This window comes from Mesorhizobium sp. P2_C5_2 (assembly GCF_056404535.1).
This window is the reverse complement of the sequence record NZ_JBFUDV010000005.1, coordinates 693643-709599: the sequence shown is the minus strand read 5'-3', so window position 1 is coordinate 709599 and position 15957 is coordinate 693643. Positions and strand designations below refer to the sequence as shown.

Sequence of the window (15957 nt, the reverse complement as noted above, 5' to 3'; positions counted from 1 at the left end):
GCGTTACCTCGCCAGCCCAAAAATCGCATCGCAGTCGAGATGGATCTCCAGCTCGGCTGCGATCTCGTCCAGCGCCTTTTCCACCTCGGCGCGATAGTCGATGCCGCCCCCCTTGACGCCGAGGCTTTCCAGGAACTTTGCCCGGAAAGCGTCGGCTGAAAACAGGCCATGCAGATAGGTGCCGAAAACCTTGCCGTCGGCGGAGACGGCGCCGTCATCCGCACCGTTGATGACGGCGGACGGCCGCGCCATGTCCGGCCCGGTGGTGCGGCCGAGATGGATTTCGTAACCCTCGAGCGGTGAGCCGAACGGCACCGACCGCGCGCTGACATTGCGCACCGTCTTTTCCGGCTCCATCACCGTTTCGATGTCGAGCAGGCCGAGCCCCTCGGCCTCGGTGACACTGCCTTCGATGCCGTCGGGATCGCGCACCATGCGGCCGAGCATCTGAAAACCGCCGCAGATGCCAACGACATGGCCACCGCGTTTGCGATGCGCGAGAAGATCGCGATCCCAGCCACTCTCGCGGAATTTCAGGAGATCGCCGATCGTCGATTTCGAACCGGGAATGACCACCAGGCCGGCATCCTCCGGCAAGCGCAGCCCCGGCGGCACGAACACCACCTCGACCTGCGGCTCGGCCTTGAGCGGATCGAGGTCGTCGAAATTGGCGATGCGGCCAAGCATCGGCACAGCGATCTTCAGCGCCCGTTTCTCACCCGACGCCAGGCGCTCAAGCACGACCGAATCCTCCGACGGCAATCGTGCCGCCGCCTTCAGCCACGGCACCACGCCGAAACAGTGCCAGCCGGTGAAGTTGTCGATCGCCTTGATGCCGTCGTCGAACAGCGAGACATCGCCGCGGAACTTGTTGATGAGGTAGCCGACGATCATGCGCCGGTCCTCCTCAGGCAGGATCAGATGCGTGCCGGCGACCGAAGCGATGACGCCGCCGCGGTCGATGTCGCCGACGAGGATCACCGGCACATTAGCCCGCGTGGCAAAGCCCATATTGGCAATGTCGCGGCTGCGCAGGTTGATCTCGGCCGGCGATCCCGCGCCCTCGACAATGACAAGGTCGGCGCCCTCGCCCACCTTGCCCCAGGACTCCAGCACGGCGTCCATCAGCCGGCCTTTCAGCGCCTGATAGTCGCGCGCTTTCGCCTCGCCGAACACCTTGCCCTGCACCACCACCTGCGCGCCGACATCGGTCTGCGGCTTGAGCAGCACAGGGTTCATGTGGACGCTGGGCGCTACACCGCAGGCGATCGCCTGCAGCCATTGCGCCCGGCCGATCTCGCCGCCGCTTTCGTCACCCGGAATGTCGGCGACGGCGGCATTGTTCGACATGTTCTGCGGTTTGAATGGCCTGACCTTCAGCCCGCGATTCCTGGCCGCACGGCAAAGCCCCGCCACCAGCACGGTCTTGCCGACATCCGAGCCCGTGCCTTGCAGCATGATCGCCTTGGCCATGGCTCAGCCTCTGCCCTGCGCGCCGGGAATGGTCGACTTCTGCGCCAGCGGCCCGCCGCGCCAGATGTAAAGCGCCAGCAGCGGCTCGCTGCCGGTGCGCATGGCATGGCTGACATTGGAGGCGTGATGGATCACTTCGCCCGCCTGGCGGACATGAAAGCCGCCCTCGCCCATGCGCCACTCGGTGCCACCGGTCAGCGGAATGTAGATCTCCTCTGCAATGTGATGGTGGTCGGGATAGGTAATGCCGGGCCCGAGGATCAGCAATCCGGCCGCGACCTCGTCATTGGTAAAATGGCCTCGCAGCCCAAACACCTCCAGCCAGCCATATTTCTGCAGGAACGCTTCACCGAAATCTGCCGCGTTGTAGGTTTGCCCCCAGCGGAGATCGTTGCGGTGCTCCGCCAGCAGCCGCACCAGACGCTGCGCATACGGCGGCGCCAGTTCAGCGATTCGGTCGAGCTGATCGAGGCACGGCAGTCTATGCGGTTCGAGCGGATGCGCCGGCATTGTCCAGTCGATCCGGGCGACAGCGTCCCGCACCAGCGCATTGTCCACGCCCCGGAGATAGGCATGGAAGCGATCAAGCAGCTCATCGAAATATGTCGGCACGCAATGCTCCGTTGATCCATTCATGCACAGCCGCTGCGCAGCAGGCCGGGTTGCGCGGCGGCATCATTGGTCTAGATTGGGCGGCGCGCAAAGCCAAAAACAACAGGCCAGCAAGCCAACCCCCAGCTAGGGAAACACAGGGAGCACGCCATGGACGCCGCGGTCGATGCGAGCACCAGCCAGTTCGAACTCAACGAGGAGCAGCGCGCCATCCAGGAGATGGCACAAGCCTTCGCCGCCGATCGCGTCGCGCCCAACGCGCTCCAGTGGGACCGGGAAAAACACTTTCCCGCCGATGTGATCCGCGAGACCGGCCCGCTTGGCCTCGGCGGCATCTATGTCAGGGACGATGTCGGCGGCTCGGCGCTCGGCCGGCTCGATGCCGTCCTGATCTTCGAGGCTTTGTCACACGCCGATCCCGCCTTCTCCTCCTTCATCTCGATCCACAATATGGCGGCGTCGATGATCGATCGCTTCGGCAGCGACGAGCAGCGCCAGCGCTTCCTGCCGAAACTGACCTCGATGGAATGGCTGGCGAGCTATTGCCTGACCGAGCCGGGCTCCGGCTCCGACGCCGCGGCGCTGAAGACGCGCGCGGTGAAGAGCGGCGACGACTATGTGCTGAACGGCGCCAAGCAGTTCATTTCCGGCGCCGGCGACAGCGACCTCTATGTCGTGATGGCGCGCACCGGCGCCGACGGTCCGAAAGGCATTTCCACCTTCGTCGTGCCCAAGGATGCGCCCGGCCTCTCCTTCGGCGCCAACGAGCACAAGATGGGCTGGCACATGCAGTCGACCCGCCAGGTCATCTTCGAGGATTGCAAGGTGCCGGCTCAGAATCTGCTGTCGGGCGAAGGCGCCGGGTTCGGCATCGCCATGGCCGGGCTGGACGGCGGCCGTCTCAACATCGCCGCCTGCTCGCTCGGCGGCGCACAGTCGGCGCTCGACAAGGCGCTGGCCTATACCGGTGAACGCAAGGCTTTCGGTTCGAAAATCAACCAGTTCCAGGCGCTCCAGTTCCGGTTGGCCGACATGGAAACCGAACTGCAGGCGGCCCGCATTTTTCTCTACGCCGCCGCCTCGAAACTCGACCGCAAGGCGCCGGATGCCGGCAAATGGTCGGCGATGGCCAAGCGCTTCGTCACCGACATCGGCTTCAACGTCGCCAACGAAGCACTGCAGCTGCATGGCGGCTACGGCTATCTGCACGATTACGGCATCGAAAAACTGGTCCGCGACCTGCGCGTCCACCAGATCCTCGAAGGCACCAACGAGATCATGCGCGTCATCATCGCGCGGGCCTTGATCGGACGACAATAGGCAGTAGGCAGTAGGATGACCGGCAAGATCAATTCGTACAAGGATCTTATCGTATGGCAGCAGGCGATGGATCTGGCTGTCGCTACCTACTCATTGACCAAGACATGGCCCAAAGAGGAATTGTATGGGCTGACCAGCCAAATCCGCCGTTCAGCAACCTCTATCCCTGCAAATATCGCAGAAGGCTATGGTCGAGACAACCGAGGCTCTTACCAGCAGTTTCTCAGGATAGCCCAAGGCTCGCTGAAGGAGTTCGAGACACACCTCCAGATTGCTGAACGCGTTGGCCTCACCACGCATGATCAAGCTGATCACCTGCTGTTGGCGACCGAAGGCGTCGGAAAAATGCTTCGCCAACTGATCGTAAAACTCACACCCGAATAGATCCCCTACTGCCTACTGCCTACTGCCTACTGCCTACTGCCTACTGCCTACTGCCTACTGCCTACTGCCTACTGCCTACTGCCTAGTCATCATGGAGCACCGCTATGACCACCATTGCCTTCATCGGCCTAGGAAACATGGGCAATCCGATGGCCGCCAATCTGGTCAAGGCGGGGCATGCGGTGCATGGCTTCGATCTGATGCCGGAGAATTTGACCGTTGCGCGCGAGCATGGCGTCGTCGTCATGGCGAATGCCATTGCCGCGGTGAAAGACGCCGATGTCGTCATCACCATGCTTCCCGCCGGCAAGCATGTGCTCTCCGTTTACGAGGACATCGCGCCCAAGGCCAAGCAAGGTGCGCTCTTCATTGACTCCTCGACCATCGACGTCGAGTCGGCCCGCAAGGCGCATGCCGTCGCAAAGAAGCACGGACTGCATTCGATCGATGCCCCCGTCTCCGGCGGTACCGGCGGGGCTGCCGCCGGCACCCTCACCTTCATGGCCGGCGGCTCGGGCGAAGCTTTTGCTGCTGCCGAACCTATTCTCAAGCCGATGGCCGGCCGCATCGTCCATTGCGGCGACGACGGCGCCGGCCAGGCGGCAAAAATCTGCAACAATATGATGCTCGGCATTTCGATGATCGGCGTCGCCGAGGCCTTCGTGCTGGCCGAAAAGCTTGGCCTCTCTCATCAGGCGCTGTTCGACGTCGCCTCCACCTCGTCGGGCCAGTGCTGGTCGCTGACCACCTACTGCCCGGTGCCCGGCCCTGTGCCGGCATCGCCGGCCAACAGGGATTACAGACCTGGCTTTGCCGCGGCACTCATGCTGAAAGACCTGAAACTGGCGCAGGAAGCCGCCCAAAGCGCCGGCGCGGTGACGCCGATGGGCGCCGAAGCGGCCCAGCTTTATGCGCTGTTCAACGCACAGGGAAATGGCGGCGCCGATTTTTCCGGAATCATAAATTTCCTTCGCGGCAATTCTCTATAAGTTTCGAATTTTGCAGCGCTTTTATCGATTTTTCTCGTGCGGGAAAATTGCAAATTTAGATTTGCTTAAGCTCTCGATAACCCGACGGTAACGATGTGCCTATACAACGGATGGCGAGGCGGACATATCGCATCCGCCCGGCGCTCCGGATCAGGTCTCGCGTACCGGAGCCCGTAAGTTTCGCAAGTGTATTGTTAGCGAAACGCCATGCGTATCTGGCAAAGCCGCGTTCCCGATGGGGCGCGGTTTTTGCGTTTCTGCGAATTATTGCTGCGGCGTCCAATTATATTTTGGTTGCCGCATCTGGACTGCCGATGTGATCCTCGTCAACCAGCACGATCGGCGCCCCTCCGGCCATGACGACAAGCAGGCGCAGGTTCCATTTTCCCGCACTGCGCACGGCATGCGACATCACCCAGGCCGATCCATGGCTGCCATGAATGGGCATACTAAGCTGGGCATCGCCCAAGCCGTCTCCAAAGATCTGAACGCTGCCGACCACCCAATAGCCGGCGTCAATATCTTCACCCAGCGCGGCCTTGACGCGGTCGTCGGCGCGCACCGTCTCCATGGTTAGCCGGTAGGCGTCGCTATTCTTCATCATGCGAGGGACGAGGACGGCTATGGCGGCGATACTGAAAAGCCCGACCACGAACAGGCTGAACCCGGCAATCGCCCAGTTGCGTTGCACCCTTCGGAAATGCTCGGCATCGCGCCAGGAAACATTCTGCCAGGCCCAGCGACTGCCCTTGGCGCCCAGCACGAAGAGCATGACGATGTTGACCAGCGGGACGAACATCAGCAGCGCGATGAAGGTGCTGTTGCCGATGCCCCAGATCCAGTTGAGGAAAAACGCGCCCCAGTTCCAGCGGTCGAGTTCGGGCGGAATTTCAGCGGGCTGGTTGAGCGGCTGTACGGCCATGATGTCCCCCCATCGGCAAATATACCTCAGCGGGTTTAGCCTATGGCTCCGAAAATCGGAATCGGTTTTCGCTTAGCCCTAAAGCCGTCATCAGCCTTTTGACGACAGCCGGCGGAAATTCGCTTTCACCGCACGGCTGGCGGGCTTCAGCGCCGCACTGATCGACCGTTCCGCCGCGACACCGCTGAACAGCGACGGCATGCGGCCCGAAAAGACCTCCGGCCAGAAGCGCGCCGTCGATTGCAGCAGCGCCATTTGCGCGGCAAACGCGCCCTCAGCCACGGCGGTGGCCTTTTCCTGCACCGCACGAGCGGTTTCAGGACTCCAGCCCCGGCCGCTCTGTGCGTCCGCGGCCATCAGCGGCAGGCGCATCATCGCCACCAGCGGCGCCAACATCAAATCCTGGCCTATCCCGGCCGCTTCCAGCGCCCGCCGGCTCTTGCCTGTCTTTGTCATGGAAATCTTGACCCCAATGCAGCCGGTCTTGGCCGGTCCCGCAACACTACGCACGACAAGGGCTATTCGTTCCCTCGTATCGCCACGGAAGTTGCATTTGAGGCCGGGCGCCCTGGTCGCAGGGCACCCGGCATCGTGTTCGCCTACTTCCTGCGCAAATCCGCTTGCGCCAGATCGAGCGCCTTGGCGATGCGATCGCAAGCCATGTCGATCGTCTCGCGCGTCCAGATCAGCGGCGGCGACAGGATCATCGTGTCGCCGGTGGCGCGCAGCATCAGGCCCTGAGCGATAGCGTGGTCACGGACGGTGACCGCGGCACTGCCTGCCGGCAGGAAGCGCTCCTTGGTCGCCTTGTCCTTGACGATCTCGATCGCCCCCATCAGCCCGATCGAACGCACCTCGCCAACCAGATCGTGGCCGGCGATGCGCTCCTGCAGCGCCTGGGCGAAATACGGGCCGGTGTCGTTCTTGACCCGGTCGACCAGACCTTCGCGCTCCATGATCTCGAGGTTCTTCAGTGCCACCGCACAGGCCACCGGGTGACCGGAATAGGTGTAGCCGTGATAGAACTCGCCGCCCTTTTCGACCAGCGTCGCCGCGATGCGGTCGCCGACCAGCAGTGCCGACAGCGGCTGGTAGCCCGAGGTCAGCGCCTTGGCGGTGGTGATGGTGTCGGGCTCGATGCCGAAGGTCTGCGCGGCGAACCACTCGCCGGTGCGGCCATAACCGGTGATCACCTCGTCCAGCATCAACAGCACATCGTATTTGCGGCAGATACGCTGCACTTCAGGCCAGTAGCTCATCGGCGGGATTTTAACACCGCCTGCCCCCATCACCGGCTCACCGATGAAAGCGGCCACCTTGTCGGCCCCAGCTTCGAGGATGGCGTCTTCGACGGCCTTGGCGGCGCGCAGGCCGAAATCATGGTCGCTTTCGCCAGGCAGCGCCAGCTCATAGGCATAGGGCATCATCACGTGGACGATGTTGGGGACAGCGCCGCCAAGCTGCTTGTGCATCAGGTCCATGCCGCCGAGCGACGTGCCGGCGATAGTCGAGCCGTGATAGCCCATCTTGCGCGAGATGATGCGGTTCTTCTCCGGCTTGCCCTCCAACGCCCAATAGTGGCGCACGAGCCGGAGTGCCGTGTCGTTGGCTTCTGAACCCGACGAGCCGTAGAACACTTGGGCGACGCCCTTGGGCGCCAGCTCCGCCAGCTTCTTCGACAACAGCACCGGCGTCGGCGTCGAGCATTTGAAGAAGGAGTTGTAGTAGGGCAGTTCCTTCATCTGGGCGTAAGCCGCATCGGCCAGCTCGTCGCGGCCATAGCCGACATTGACGCACCACAGCCCGGCCATGCCGTCGAGGATTTCGGTGCCGTCGGCATCGTAGATGAACGGGCCGTTGGCGTGGGTGATGATGCGCGAACCGGCCTCGCGCAATTCCTTGTGGTCGGTGAAGGGATGCAGATGATGCGCGGCGTCGATCTGCTGAAGCTGCTTCAGCGAATAATTCTGGTAGGTCATGGATGTGCTCTTTCCTCAGAAATCATTCCGGCGGTGCCGGGGCGAATTCGTCAGAGGACGGCAGGAGGTGAATAGCCGATGCGGGCGCACAGCCGCAAAAGCTCGGCCCGCAGCGTGCGCGGTGACGGCGTCACCGCGACCCGAAATACGCGAGCCCCAAAGGCGCTAACCAAGATCCTGACGAGAGCCATGGCCGCACCTTAGAGCAAAGGCTGGTCGAGGTGAACCACCCTTTGCTTGGCCCACGAGGGGATCTGTCTAGGCTTTGGCGGACAGCGCCTTTTGCAGGAAGACATATTTCATCGCCGTCTGCGCCGCCTGCGGCCGGCGGTCGCCGCGCCCGCCATGGCCACCTTCGGTCTCCTCGAAGAACAGCGTCCTGCCGTGCCCGGCTTCCTGCAGCCGCGCCGCCATCTTGCGGGCATGGCCGGGATGGACGCGGTCGTCGGCGGTCGATGTCGTCAACAGCACGGGCGGATAGGCGGCATCGGCCGAGACATGCTGGTAGGGCGAATAAGTGGCGAGCCACCTAGCCTCATCCGGTTTCGACGGATCGCCATATTCGCCCATCCATGAGGCGCCGGGCGGCAGTTCGGTGTAGCGCAGCATGTCGAGCAGCGGCACTTCGATGATCACTGCGCCGAACAGTTCGGGATGCTGCGTCAGCGAAACGCCGGTCAGCAGACCGCCATTCGAACCGCCCTGGATGCCGAGCGAGCCGGCCGTGGCAATGCCGCGCCTTACGACATCCTGCGCCACCGCGGCGAAATCGTCGAAGGCATTCTGGCGATTGCCTTTCAGCGCCGCCTGATGCCAGGCAGGGCCGAACTCGCCACCGCCGCGGATGCAGGCTTGCACATAGGCATTGCCCTTTTCCAGCCACAGCCTGCCGCGCACGCCGGCATAACCGGGCAGCAGCGGCACTTCGAAGCCGCCATAGCCGTAGAGCAGCGTCGGCACCGGACCCTTCTGGTCGCGCCGCCGGACGACGAAATACGGGATCATCGTGCCGTCCTTCGAACGCGCCTCGAACTGTTCGGAGATCAGGAGCGCTGCATCGAAACGCGCTGGCTGCGACTTCACCGTGGCCAGCGTCTCGCCATCGTCATCCGACCAGATGATCGAACTCGGCGTCAGGAAATCGGTGAAGGAGAACGAGACGCTGGAGCCGAAATGCTCGGCATGCGCGATGCCGACATTGCCGTTTTCGGGCAACGCGACCGGTTTCATCGACCAGCCGTCCGCCTTGCGCTCGCAGACGATGACCTTGCCGCGCACATTGTCCATCAGATTGATGAACAGCCGATCCTGCGTGCGGGCAAGACCCGCGATCGAGACCCGATGTGCCGGCTCGAGCATGGTTTCAACAGGCCCCAGTTCGCCAGTGTCGATCCAGCGTTCGAAATCAAGCGAATAGAGGCCGTCCGGCAAGCACTCGGTGCCATCAGGCGCCGTCCACGGAGTGCGCACGCCGAACACAAACCGACCCTTGAAAAGCGTAGTGTCGGTGACATCGTCCGGCAGCGGGATGCGTCGGTTTTCGCCCGATGGCAGGCGTAGAAAACTGTGCGAGGAGAAGAAGGCGATCGCGCGGACCAGGAACAGATACTGCTTGTCGCCGTCATATTCGACACCAACGCCGGCGGCGAGGTCCTGCCTCTCGGCCTCGAAGATCGGCGTCGCGTCTTCCAGGCGGGTGCCACGCTTCCACAGTTTGACGACGCGCGGATAGCCGGACTGGGTCTTGTCTCCTTCCTCGAGAGCGGCCGAGACAAGGACGGTGTCCTTGTCCAGCCAGGAAAAGCCGGATTTGGAGGCGGGAGCGCTGAAGCCGCCCTCGACAAAGGATTTTGCTTCAATGTCGAATTCGCGCATCTCGCTGGCATCGCCGCCGTCCGGCGACATCGCCACCAGGCAAAGGTTGAAATCGGGGTAGAGGCGGCTGGCACCGCTGAACACCCATTTCACGCCCTCCTTGGCCGAGAGCACGTCGAAGTCGATGATGGTTTCCCAGTCCGGCTTCTCGGTCTTGTAAGAGGCGACGCTCGTGCGACGCCAGAGGCCGAGCACATTGGTCTTGTCCTGCCAGAAATTGTAGACATGGCCGTTAAGCGCCGCACCGACCGCGATGTTGTCCTCGGCCGTCATCAGGTCGAGCGCCGTCTCGAACGCCGGCTGGTAGGACGGATCACCCTGCAACTGGCCGACCGTGGCTTCGTTCTGGCGGTGCACCCAGTCGAGCGATTGCTTGCTGGTCCGATCTTCCAGCCAGAGGAAATTATCCTCGGTGGCGGCTCCGATCTGGCGTTTTGTCGTCGATTGGGTCACGCGTGGTCTCCAAGCTATTGTCGGGCGGCCCCGCCTACATCGCGTCCCAGGCGGTTTTATTCAAGATGGTGACGTCAGGTCATTGGCCCTGATGGGGGTAAGCACCTGCTCCGGGAAAGCCGGTCAGGAATTATTGCGCTTGAAGGAGCGGTAGAGTGCAAAGCCGACCAGCAGCGCGTCGAGGCCGGCGATGACCACCGGCAGACCCAGCGGACCGATGGCCTGCATCAGGGTACCGGCTCCAGGTGGGCCGACAATGCCGCCGGCGCCCCACATCAGCGCGAAGGCGGCGTTGCCGGCAACCAGCACCGTTCCCTTGAAGCGGCTGCCGAGCTCGACCAGCGCCATGGTGTAGACGCCGTAGCCAACCGCCCCCATGACCAGAAGGACGACCCAGATCGCCGGCGTCGTGATCAGTACCGGCAGCAAGATCGCGCAGGTCGTTGTCGCCAACGCACAGAAGATGATCATCGCCCGCCCGCCGAAACGCTCGGCCAGCAGGCCGAGCGGGATTTGCAGGAAGATGTTGCCCAGCGACAGCGCCATCACCAGGGCCGCGAGCGTCCTTTCGGGCAGGCCATAGGCAGCACCGAACACCGGCATCAAGGCGTAGGTGCCCTGCTGGACCGCCGCCGAAACCAGCACGGCAAACAACAGCGCCGGCGCCAGCCTGGCGAAACCGAAAAATCCGCCGGACGACTGGCCGTCGTCCTCGAAGCCGGCAAGGCTTGACGAAACAGCGCGCAGGATCACGGCGCACAGCATGAACCCTGCCGTCCCGACCAGGAAAGGAACCCAGCCCGAAATGCCGACTGCGGTCAGGACCAAGGGCCCTGCGGCATAGCCCGCGCCCAGCACAGTGTTGAATGCACCCATCACCCTGCCGCGGCGCGACGGCGGCGCCAGCGACAGCGCCCAGACTTCGCCCAGGATATAGAGCGGGTTGATGACGATACCGATGATGAAGCGGATGACGAACCAGCCCACCCAGTCCTGCAGATAGCCGATGCCGAGGAAGCACAGCGCCCCAATCAATGAGCAGCCGACAGCCAGCGTGCGCGCGCCGACCAGCCGAACGGCCGCCGGCACGAACGAGGCTGAAAGGATCAGGCCAAGCGGCATCATCGCAGCCGACAAGCCGATCAGCGCAGGCGACATGCCTTGCTTCTGCATCAGCAGCGTAAACAGCGGTGAACTCAGCCCCTGCGCCGCGCCGAACATGGCAAGTGCGGCGGTAACGCCGGCAAGCGCTGCCCACTGCGTCCCCGCTTCGCTATCGCTCGAACCGGTCGCGGCCATGCTGTCTTCCCAATGAATTGCCGGCCCAGCGGCAAACCACTTGAGCTAGCGGTTCGATTCAGGGAAAGGAAGAGCCGCGGATGAAATCCCCTTGCGCCAAGGGACGTGGTGGGCGCGTCCTGTCCGCCAATCTCCCGCAAGGTTGTCAGCTATCCAACTGCCGTTCCGGCATGTCGCTTCCCTCGTCCTAGTGGTCGCCGCCTCCGCAATGGCCGGACAGCCGCCGGTCCATTATGCCGCCCGCTACCTGCATCGTACGAGGACCGTCATGACCGCCGCCCTGCACCCAGCCGAACCGCCTTTGGCAACCGACCGCGCCCGTCGCGGTGGCCGTGCGGGCAAGCGCGCCGGCGGCTCGGCCGCCTTCGAACAGCCGGCTTTCCGGCAGTTGAGAAACCCGCTGACGCCGACCAAGCTGGTCTCCGACGACGAGCTGGAATCGATCCACCTCGCCTCGCTGCGCGTCTTGAGGGAAATCGGCGTCGACGTGCTGCATGACGAAGCCCGCCGCATCATGAAGGAAAATGGCGCTGATGTCCGCGAGGGCAGCGAGCGCGTGCGCTTCGACAGCGACATGATCCTCGATCTGATCTCGAACTGCCCGTCGGAATTCACGCTGCATGCCCGCAACCCGGCGCACAATGTGCGCTTCGGCGGCAACAATGTGATCCTGTCGATGATGGCCTCGGCGCCGAACTGCTCCGATCTCGATCGCGGCCGCCGTCCGGGCAACCAGGCCGACTACCGCAACTTCCTGCGCCTGGCGCAGATGCACAACATACTGAACTGCACCGGCGGCTACCCGGTCGAACCGACCGATATCCATCCGTCGGTGCGCCACCTCGAATGCATCCGCGACCTCGCCACGCTGACCGACAAAGTGTTCCACATCTATTCGCTCGGCAAGGAACGCAATGTCGACGGCATCGAGATCACCCGCATCGCGCGCGGCATCAGCCACGAGCAGATGCTCGAAGAGCCGTCCGTCTTCACCATCATCAACACCAACTCGCCGCTGAAGCTCGACGTGCCGATGATGGAAGGCATCATCCAGATGTCGAGCAAGGGCCAGGTGGTCGTCGTCACGCCTTTCACGCTGTCGGGCGCCATGGCGCCGGTCACCATCGCCGGTGCACTGGTGCAGCAGAATGCCGAAGCGCTGTCCGGCATCGCTTTTGCCCAGATGGTACGCAAGGGCGCCCCGGTCGGCTATGGCGGCTTCACCTCCAATGTCGACATGAAGTCCGGCTCGCCGGCCTTCGGCACGCCCGAATATATGAAGGCACAGCTTGTCGGCGGCCAGCTTGCCCGCCGCTATAAGATTCCCTACCGCACCTCCAACACCTGCGCCGCCAACACCGTCGACGCGCAGGCCGCCTATGAAAGCGTGTTTTCGCTGTGGGGCGCCATCCAGGGCGGCGGCAATCTGATGATGCACGGCGCCGGCTGGCTCGAAGGCGGCCTGCGCTGCTCCTACGAGAAGACGATTCTGGACATCGACCTGTTGCAGATGGTGGCGGAGTTCCTTACCCCGCTCGACCTGTCCGAAGAGGCGCTCGGCTTCGACGCCATCCAGTCTGTCGGCCCCGGCGGCCACTTCTTCGGCACGCAGCACACGCAGGACCGCTACAAGACCGCCTTCTACTCGCCTATTCTCTCCGACTGGCGCAATTTCGAGACCTGGGCCGAAGCCGGATCGCCGACCGCGCTGGAAAAGGCCAACAAGGTCTGGAAGGAACGGCTGGCGTCCTACGAAGAACCCTATATGGACCCGGCCATTCGCGAGGAACTCAACGACTTCGTCGAAAAGCGCACGTCCGAAGGCGGCGCGCCGACCGATTTCTGATCGACACACCGCACAGCGTTCGTCACGCCGCTGGCCAACACCCGATTCAATTTACCCAAAAACGGACCTACCTTTATGAAATCTCACGTAAAAGCGGTTGTCATCGGCGGCGGCGTCGTCGGCTGCTCGGTTCTCTATCATCTGGCCAAGGCCGGCTGGACCGACGTCATGCTGATCGAGCGCTCGGAGCTCACCTCCGGCTCGTCCTGGCATGCGGCCGGCGGCTTCCACACGCTGAACGGCGACCCGAACGTCGCCAAGCTGCAGGCCTATACGGTCCAGCTCTACAAGGAGATCGAGGAGATCTCCGGCCAGTCCTGCTCGCTGCATCTGACCGGCGGCGTGATGATGGCCGATACGCCCGAGCGCATGGATTTTCTGCGGCTGGCCCACGCCAAGGGCCGCTATCTCGGCATGGACACCGAGCTGATCACGCCGTCCGAAGCCAAGGCGATGTTCCCGCTGATGGACGAGACGAATTTCGTTGGCGCCATGTGGGATCCGGTCGAAGGCCATCTCGATCCCTCCGGCACCACCATCGCCTATTCAAAGGCGGCCAAGAAACTCGGCGCCGAGATCGTGCTGCGCAACCGCGTCGTTGATCTCACGCAGCAGCCCGACGGCACCTGGAACGTCGTCACCGAACAGGGCACGGTCCATGCCGAGCACGTCGTCAATTGCGGCGGCCTGTGGGCGCGCGAGATCGGCCGCATGGTCGGCGTCGAGCTGCCGGTGCTGGCGATGGAGCATATGTACCTGCTCACCGAGCCGATGCCGGAAGTCGAGGAGTTCAACAAGTCGACCGGCCGCGAGATGATCGGTGTGCTCGACTTCAAGGGCGAGATCTACACCCGCCAGGAGCGCAACGGCATCCTGCTCGGCACCTATGAAAAGGCCTGCAAGCCGTGGTCGCCGGTCAACACGCCGTGGGATTTCGGCCATGAACTGCTGCCGCCCGATCTCGACCGTATCGCGCCGTCACTGGAAATCGGCTTCAAGCATTTCCCCGGTATCGAAAAGGCCGGCATCAAGCAGATCATCAATGGCCCCTTCACTTTCGCGCTCGACGGCAACCCGCTGGTCGGTCCGGTGCAGGGCCTGACCAATTTCTGGTGCGCCTGCGCGGTCATGGCCGGCTTCAGCCAGGGTGGCGGCGTCGGCCTCGCATTGTCCAACTGGATGGTGCATGGCGATCCGGGCTTCGACGTCTGGGGCATGGATGTCGCCCGCTTCGGCGAGTGGGCCAGCCTGCGCTACACCAACGCCAAGGTGCGCGAAAACTATTCGCGCCGCTTCTCGATCCGCTTCCCCAATGAAGAATTGCCGGCGGCCCGCCCGGCGCAGACCACGCCGCTCTACGACACCATGCTCGCCAACAACGCCGTCATGGGCGACTCCTGGGGCCTCGAAACCCCGCTGTGGTTCGCGCCGAAGGGCAAGGAGCCGAAGGACATCGTCTCCTTCCACCGTTCCAACGATTTCGGTCCGATCGGCGAGGAAGTGCGTGCCACCCGCGAGAAGGTTGGCGTCACCGAGATCGCCAACTTCGCCAAATACGAGGTGTCGGGGCCTGCGGCGGAAGATTTCCTCAACCGGCTGATGACCAACCGCATGCCGAAGATCGGCCGCATTGTGCTGACGCCGATGATCAACGAATTCGGCAAGCTGATCGGCGACTTCACCATCGCCAAGGCCGGTGAAGACCGCTTCATGATCTGGGGATCGTCGGCCGCGCAGAAATACCACATGCGCTGGTTCGAGAAGCATTTGCCGAAGGACGGTTCGGTGCGCATTCACCGCTTCGATCAGACGCTGGTCGGTCTCTCCATCGCCGGTCCGAAATCGCGCGATCTGCTGCAGAAGCTGGTCGATGTCGACATTTCGACCAAAGCCTTCCGCTTCATGGATTTCCGCGAAATGGCGGTCGGCGGCGCGCCCTGCATGGTCAACCGCATCACCTATACCGGCGATCTCGGCTACGAGATCTGGATGGCGCCGGCTTACCAGCGCCTGGTCTACAAGGCGATCAAGGACGCCGGCGAGGAGTTCGGCCTGGTCGATTTCGGCATGCGCGCGCTGCTGTCGATGCGCCTGGAAAAGAACTTCCCGACCTGGTACCGCGAGCTGCGGCCGATCTACGGCCCGTTCGAAGGCTCGATGGACCGCTTCATCAAGCTCGAGAAGAACGACTTCATCGGCCGTGAAGCCGCCGCCAAGGAACAGGCGGAAGGGCCAAAACTGCGCCGTGTCTCCTTCATCGTCGATGCGACCGATGCCGATGTGATGGGCGACGAGCCGATCTGGGCCAAGGTCAGCAAGGACTACGGCACGGTGGAAAAGCCGCATGGCTACGGCGCGCCGCGCTTCGACACGGCGGGCAAGGAAGTGCGTGGCTCGAAGGCAGCCGAAGGCGCGTCCGCCGTGCGCGGCATCGTCGACGGCGACTGGCGCGTGGTCGGCTGGGTGACCTCGGGCGGCTATGCGCATTCCGTGCAGAAGTCGATGGCGCAAGGCTATGTGCCGGCGGCACTTGCCGAGGACGAAAGTGCCGGCCTGTTCGAGATCGAGATTCTCGGACACCGGCGCCCGGCCCGCATCAATATCGAGGCGCCCTTCGATCCGAGCGGCGAGAAGATGCGGACCTAAAGCAATTCCAGGAAAAGTGTGAAGCGGTTTTCCGTCCGGAATTGCGTTGAAACATACAGATGTAGAGCGGTTCAGCGTTTCTGTGAAACGCCGAACCGCTCTATATCGGCGACAGCGCGCGTGAGATCGTGTAAGGGGCCTTCGGCAACTGGCCGCAGG

Annotated in this window: 12 protein-coding genes; 5 read left to right on the top strand and 7 right to left on the bottom strand. The window is 63.1% G+C overall.

Annotation, left to right across the window (positions count from 1 at the left end; translation table 11 throughout):
- Nucleotides 1-3: 3 nt before the first annotated feature.
- Both AC1D1B_RS21885 and AC1D1B_RS21880 read right to left on the bottom strand, forming a co-directional pair.
- Entirely contained in the window at nt 4-1473 is a 1470-nt protein-coding gene (locus AC1D1B_RS21885; RefSeq protein WP_477334481.1) for a cobyric acid synthase, read from the bottom strand.
- 3 nt (nt 1474-1476) lie between these two features.
- Nucleotides 1477-2085: a dimethylsulfonioproprionate lyase family protein gene (locus AC1D1B_RS21880; RefSeq protein WP_477334480.1), complete on the bottom strand. Its 609-nt coding sequence runs from the start codon at nt 2083-2085 to the stop codon at nt 1477-1479.
- 150 nt (nt 2086-2235) lie between these two features.
- Between AC1D1B_RS21880 and AC1D1B_RS21875 the strand changes: the two genes are divergently transcribed.
- The 3 genes from AC1D1B_RS21875 (at nt 2236) to mmsB (ending at nt 4778) form a co-directional block, all read left to right on the top strand.
- Entirely contained in the window at nt 2236-3405 is a 1170-nt protein-coding gene (locus tag AC1D1B_RS21875) for an isobutyryl-CoA dehydrogenase (RefSeq protein ID WP_477334479.1), read from the top strand.
- 15 nt (nt 3406-3420) lie between these two features.
- Nucleotides 3421-3789: a four helix bundle protein gene (locus tag AC1D1B_RS21870; RefSeq protein ID WP_477334478.1), complete on the top strand. Its 369-nt coding sequence runs from the start codon at nt 3421-3423 to the stop codon at nt 3787-3789.
- Between the two features lie 104 nt (nt 3790-3893).
- Complete coding sequence (gene mmsB / locus AC1D1B_RS21865) at nt 3894-4778, top strand: 3-hydroxyisobutyrate dehydrogenase (RefSeq protein ID WP_477334477.1); 885 nt, start codon at nt 3894-3896, stop codon at nt 4776-4778.
- 283 nt (nt 4779-5061) lie between these two features.
- On the opposite strand, the gene AC1D1B_RS21860 is transcribed toward mmsB, so the two are convergent.
- The 5 genes from AC1D1B_RS21860 to AC1D1B_RS21840 form a co-directional block, all read right to left on the bottom strand.
- Nucleotides 5062-5700, bottom strand: coding sequence for a cytochrome c oxidase assembly factor Coa1 family protein (locus AC1D1B_RS21860; protein ID WP_477334476.1), 639 nt, complete (start codon nt 5698-5700; stop codon nt 5062-5064).
- 90 nt (nt 5701-5790) lie between these two features.
- The gene (locus tag AC1D1B_RS21855) at nt 5791-6156 is read right to left on the bottom strand and encodes a hypothetical protein (RefSeq protein ID WP_477334475.1); all 366 of its coding nucleotides are present in this window, start codon (nt 6154-6156) and stop codon (nt 5791-5793) included.
- A 143-nt stretch (nt 6157-6299) separates the two neighbouring features.
- Nucleotides 6300-7679 carry an aspartate aminotransferase family protein gene (locus tag AC1D1B_RS21850; RefSeq protein WP_477334474.1) on the bottom strand — a complete coding sequence of 460 codons (1380 nt, stop codon included), beginning with the start codon at nt 7677-7679 and terminating at the stop codon, nt 6300-6302.
- A 258-nt stretch (nt 7680-7937) separates the two neighbouring features.
- The gene (locus AC1D1B_RS21845; protein ID WP_477334473.1) at nt 7938-10007 is read right to left on the bottom strand and encodes a prolyl oligopeptidase family serine peptidase; all 2070 of its coding nucleotides are present in this window, start codon (nt 10005-10007) and stop codon (nt 7938-7940) included.
- Nucleotides 10008-10130: 123 nt separating this feature from the next.
- Nucleotides 10131-11306 (bottom strand): MFS transporter, encoded by a 1176-nt coding sequence (locus AC1D1B_RS21840; protein WP_477334472.1) that lies wholly within the window; start codon nt 11304-11306, stop codon nt 10131-10133.
- A 268-nt stretch (nt 11307-11574) separates the two neighbouring features.
- Between AC1D1B_RS21840 and AC1D1B_RS21835 the strand changes: the two genes are divergently transcribed.
- Both AC1D1B_RS21835 and AC1D1B_RS21830 read left to right on the top strand, forming a co-directional pair.
- Nucleotides 11575-13152: a trimethylamine methyltransferase family protein gene (locus AC1D1B_RS21835; RefSeq protein ID WP_477334471.1), complete on the top strand. Its 1578-nt coding sequence runs from the start codon at nt 11575-11577 to the stop codon at nt 13150-13152.
- A gap of 75 nt (nt 13153-13227) precedes the next feature.
- Nucleotides 13228-15798 (top strand): GcvT family protein, encoded by a 2571-nt coding sequence (locus AC1D1B_RS21830; protein WP_477334470.1) that lies wholly within the window; start codon nt 13228-13230, stop codon nt 15796-15798.
- Nucleotides 15799-15957 lie beyond the last annotated feature (159 nt).

Coding starts and splice junctions, on each gene's coding strand:
- AC1D1B_RS21885 (WP_477334481.1), bottom strand. CDS start 1,473: ATGGCCAAGGCGATCATGCTGCAAGGCACGGGCTCGGATGTCGGCAAG.
- AC1D1B_RS21875 (WP_477334479.1), top strand. CDS start 2,236: ATGGACGCCGCGGTCGATGCGAGCACCAGCCAGTTCGAACTCAACGAG.
- AC1D1B_RS21870 (WP_477334478.1), top strand. CDS start 3,421: ATGACCGGCAAGATCAATTCGTACAAGGATCTTATCGTATGGCAGCAG.
- mmsB (WP_477334477.1), top strand. CDS start 3,894: ATGACCACCATTGCCTTCATCGGCCTAGGAAACATGGGCAATCCGATG.
- AC1D1B_RS21860 (WP_477334476.1), bottom strand. CDS start 5,700: ATGGCCGTACAGCCGCTCAACCAGCCCGCTGAAATTCCGCCCGAACTC.
- AC1D1B_RS21855 (WP_477334475.1), bottom strand. CDS start 6,156: ATGACAAAGACAGGCAAGAGCCGGCGGGCGCTGGAAGCGGCCGGGATA.
- AC1D1B_RS21850 (WP_477334474.1), bottom strand. CDS start 7,679: ATGACCTACCAGAATTATTCGCTGAAGCAGCTTCAGCAGATCGACGCC.
- AC1D1B_RS21840 (WP_477334472.1), bottom strand. CDS start 11,306: ATGGCCGCGACCGGTTCGAGCGATAGCGAAGCGGGGACGCAGTGGGCA.
- AC1D1B_RS21835 (WP_477334471.1), top strand. CDS start 11,575: ATGACCGCCGCCCTGCACCCAGCCGAACCGCCTTTGGCAACCGACCGC.
- AC1D1B_RS21830 (WP_477334470.1), top strand. CDS start 13,228: ATGAAATCTCACGTAAAAGCGGTTGTCATCGGCGGCGGCGTCGTCGGC.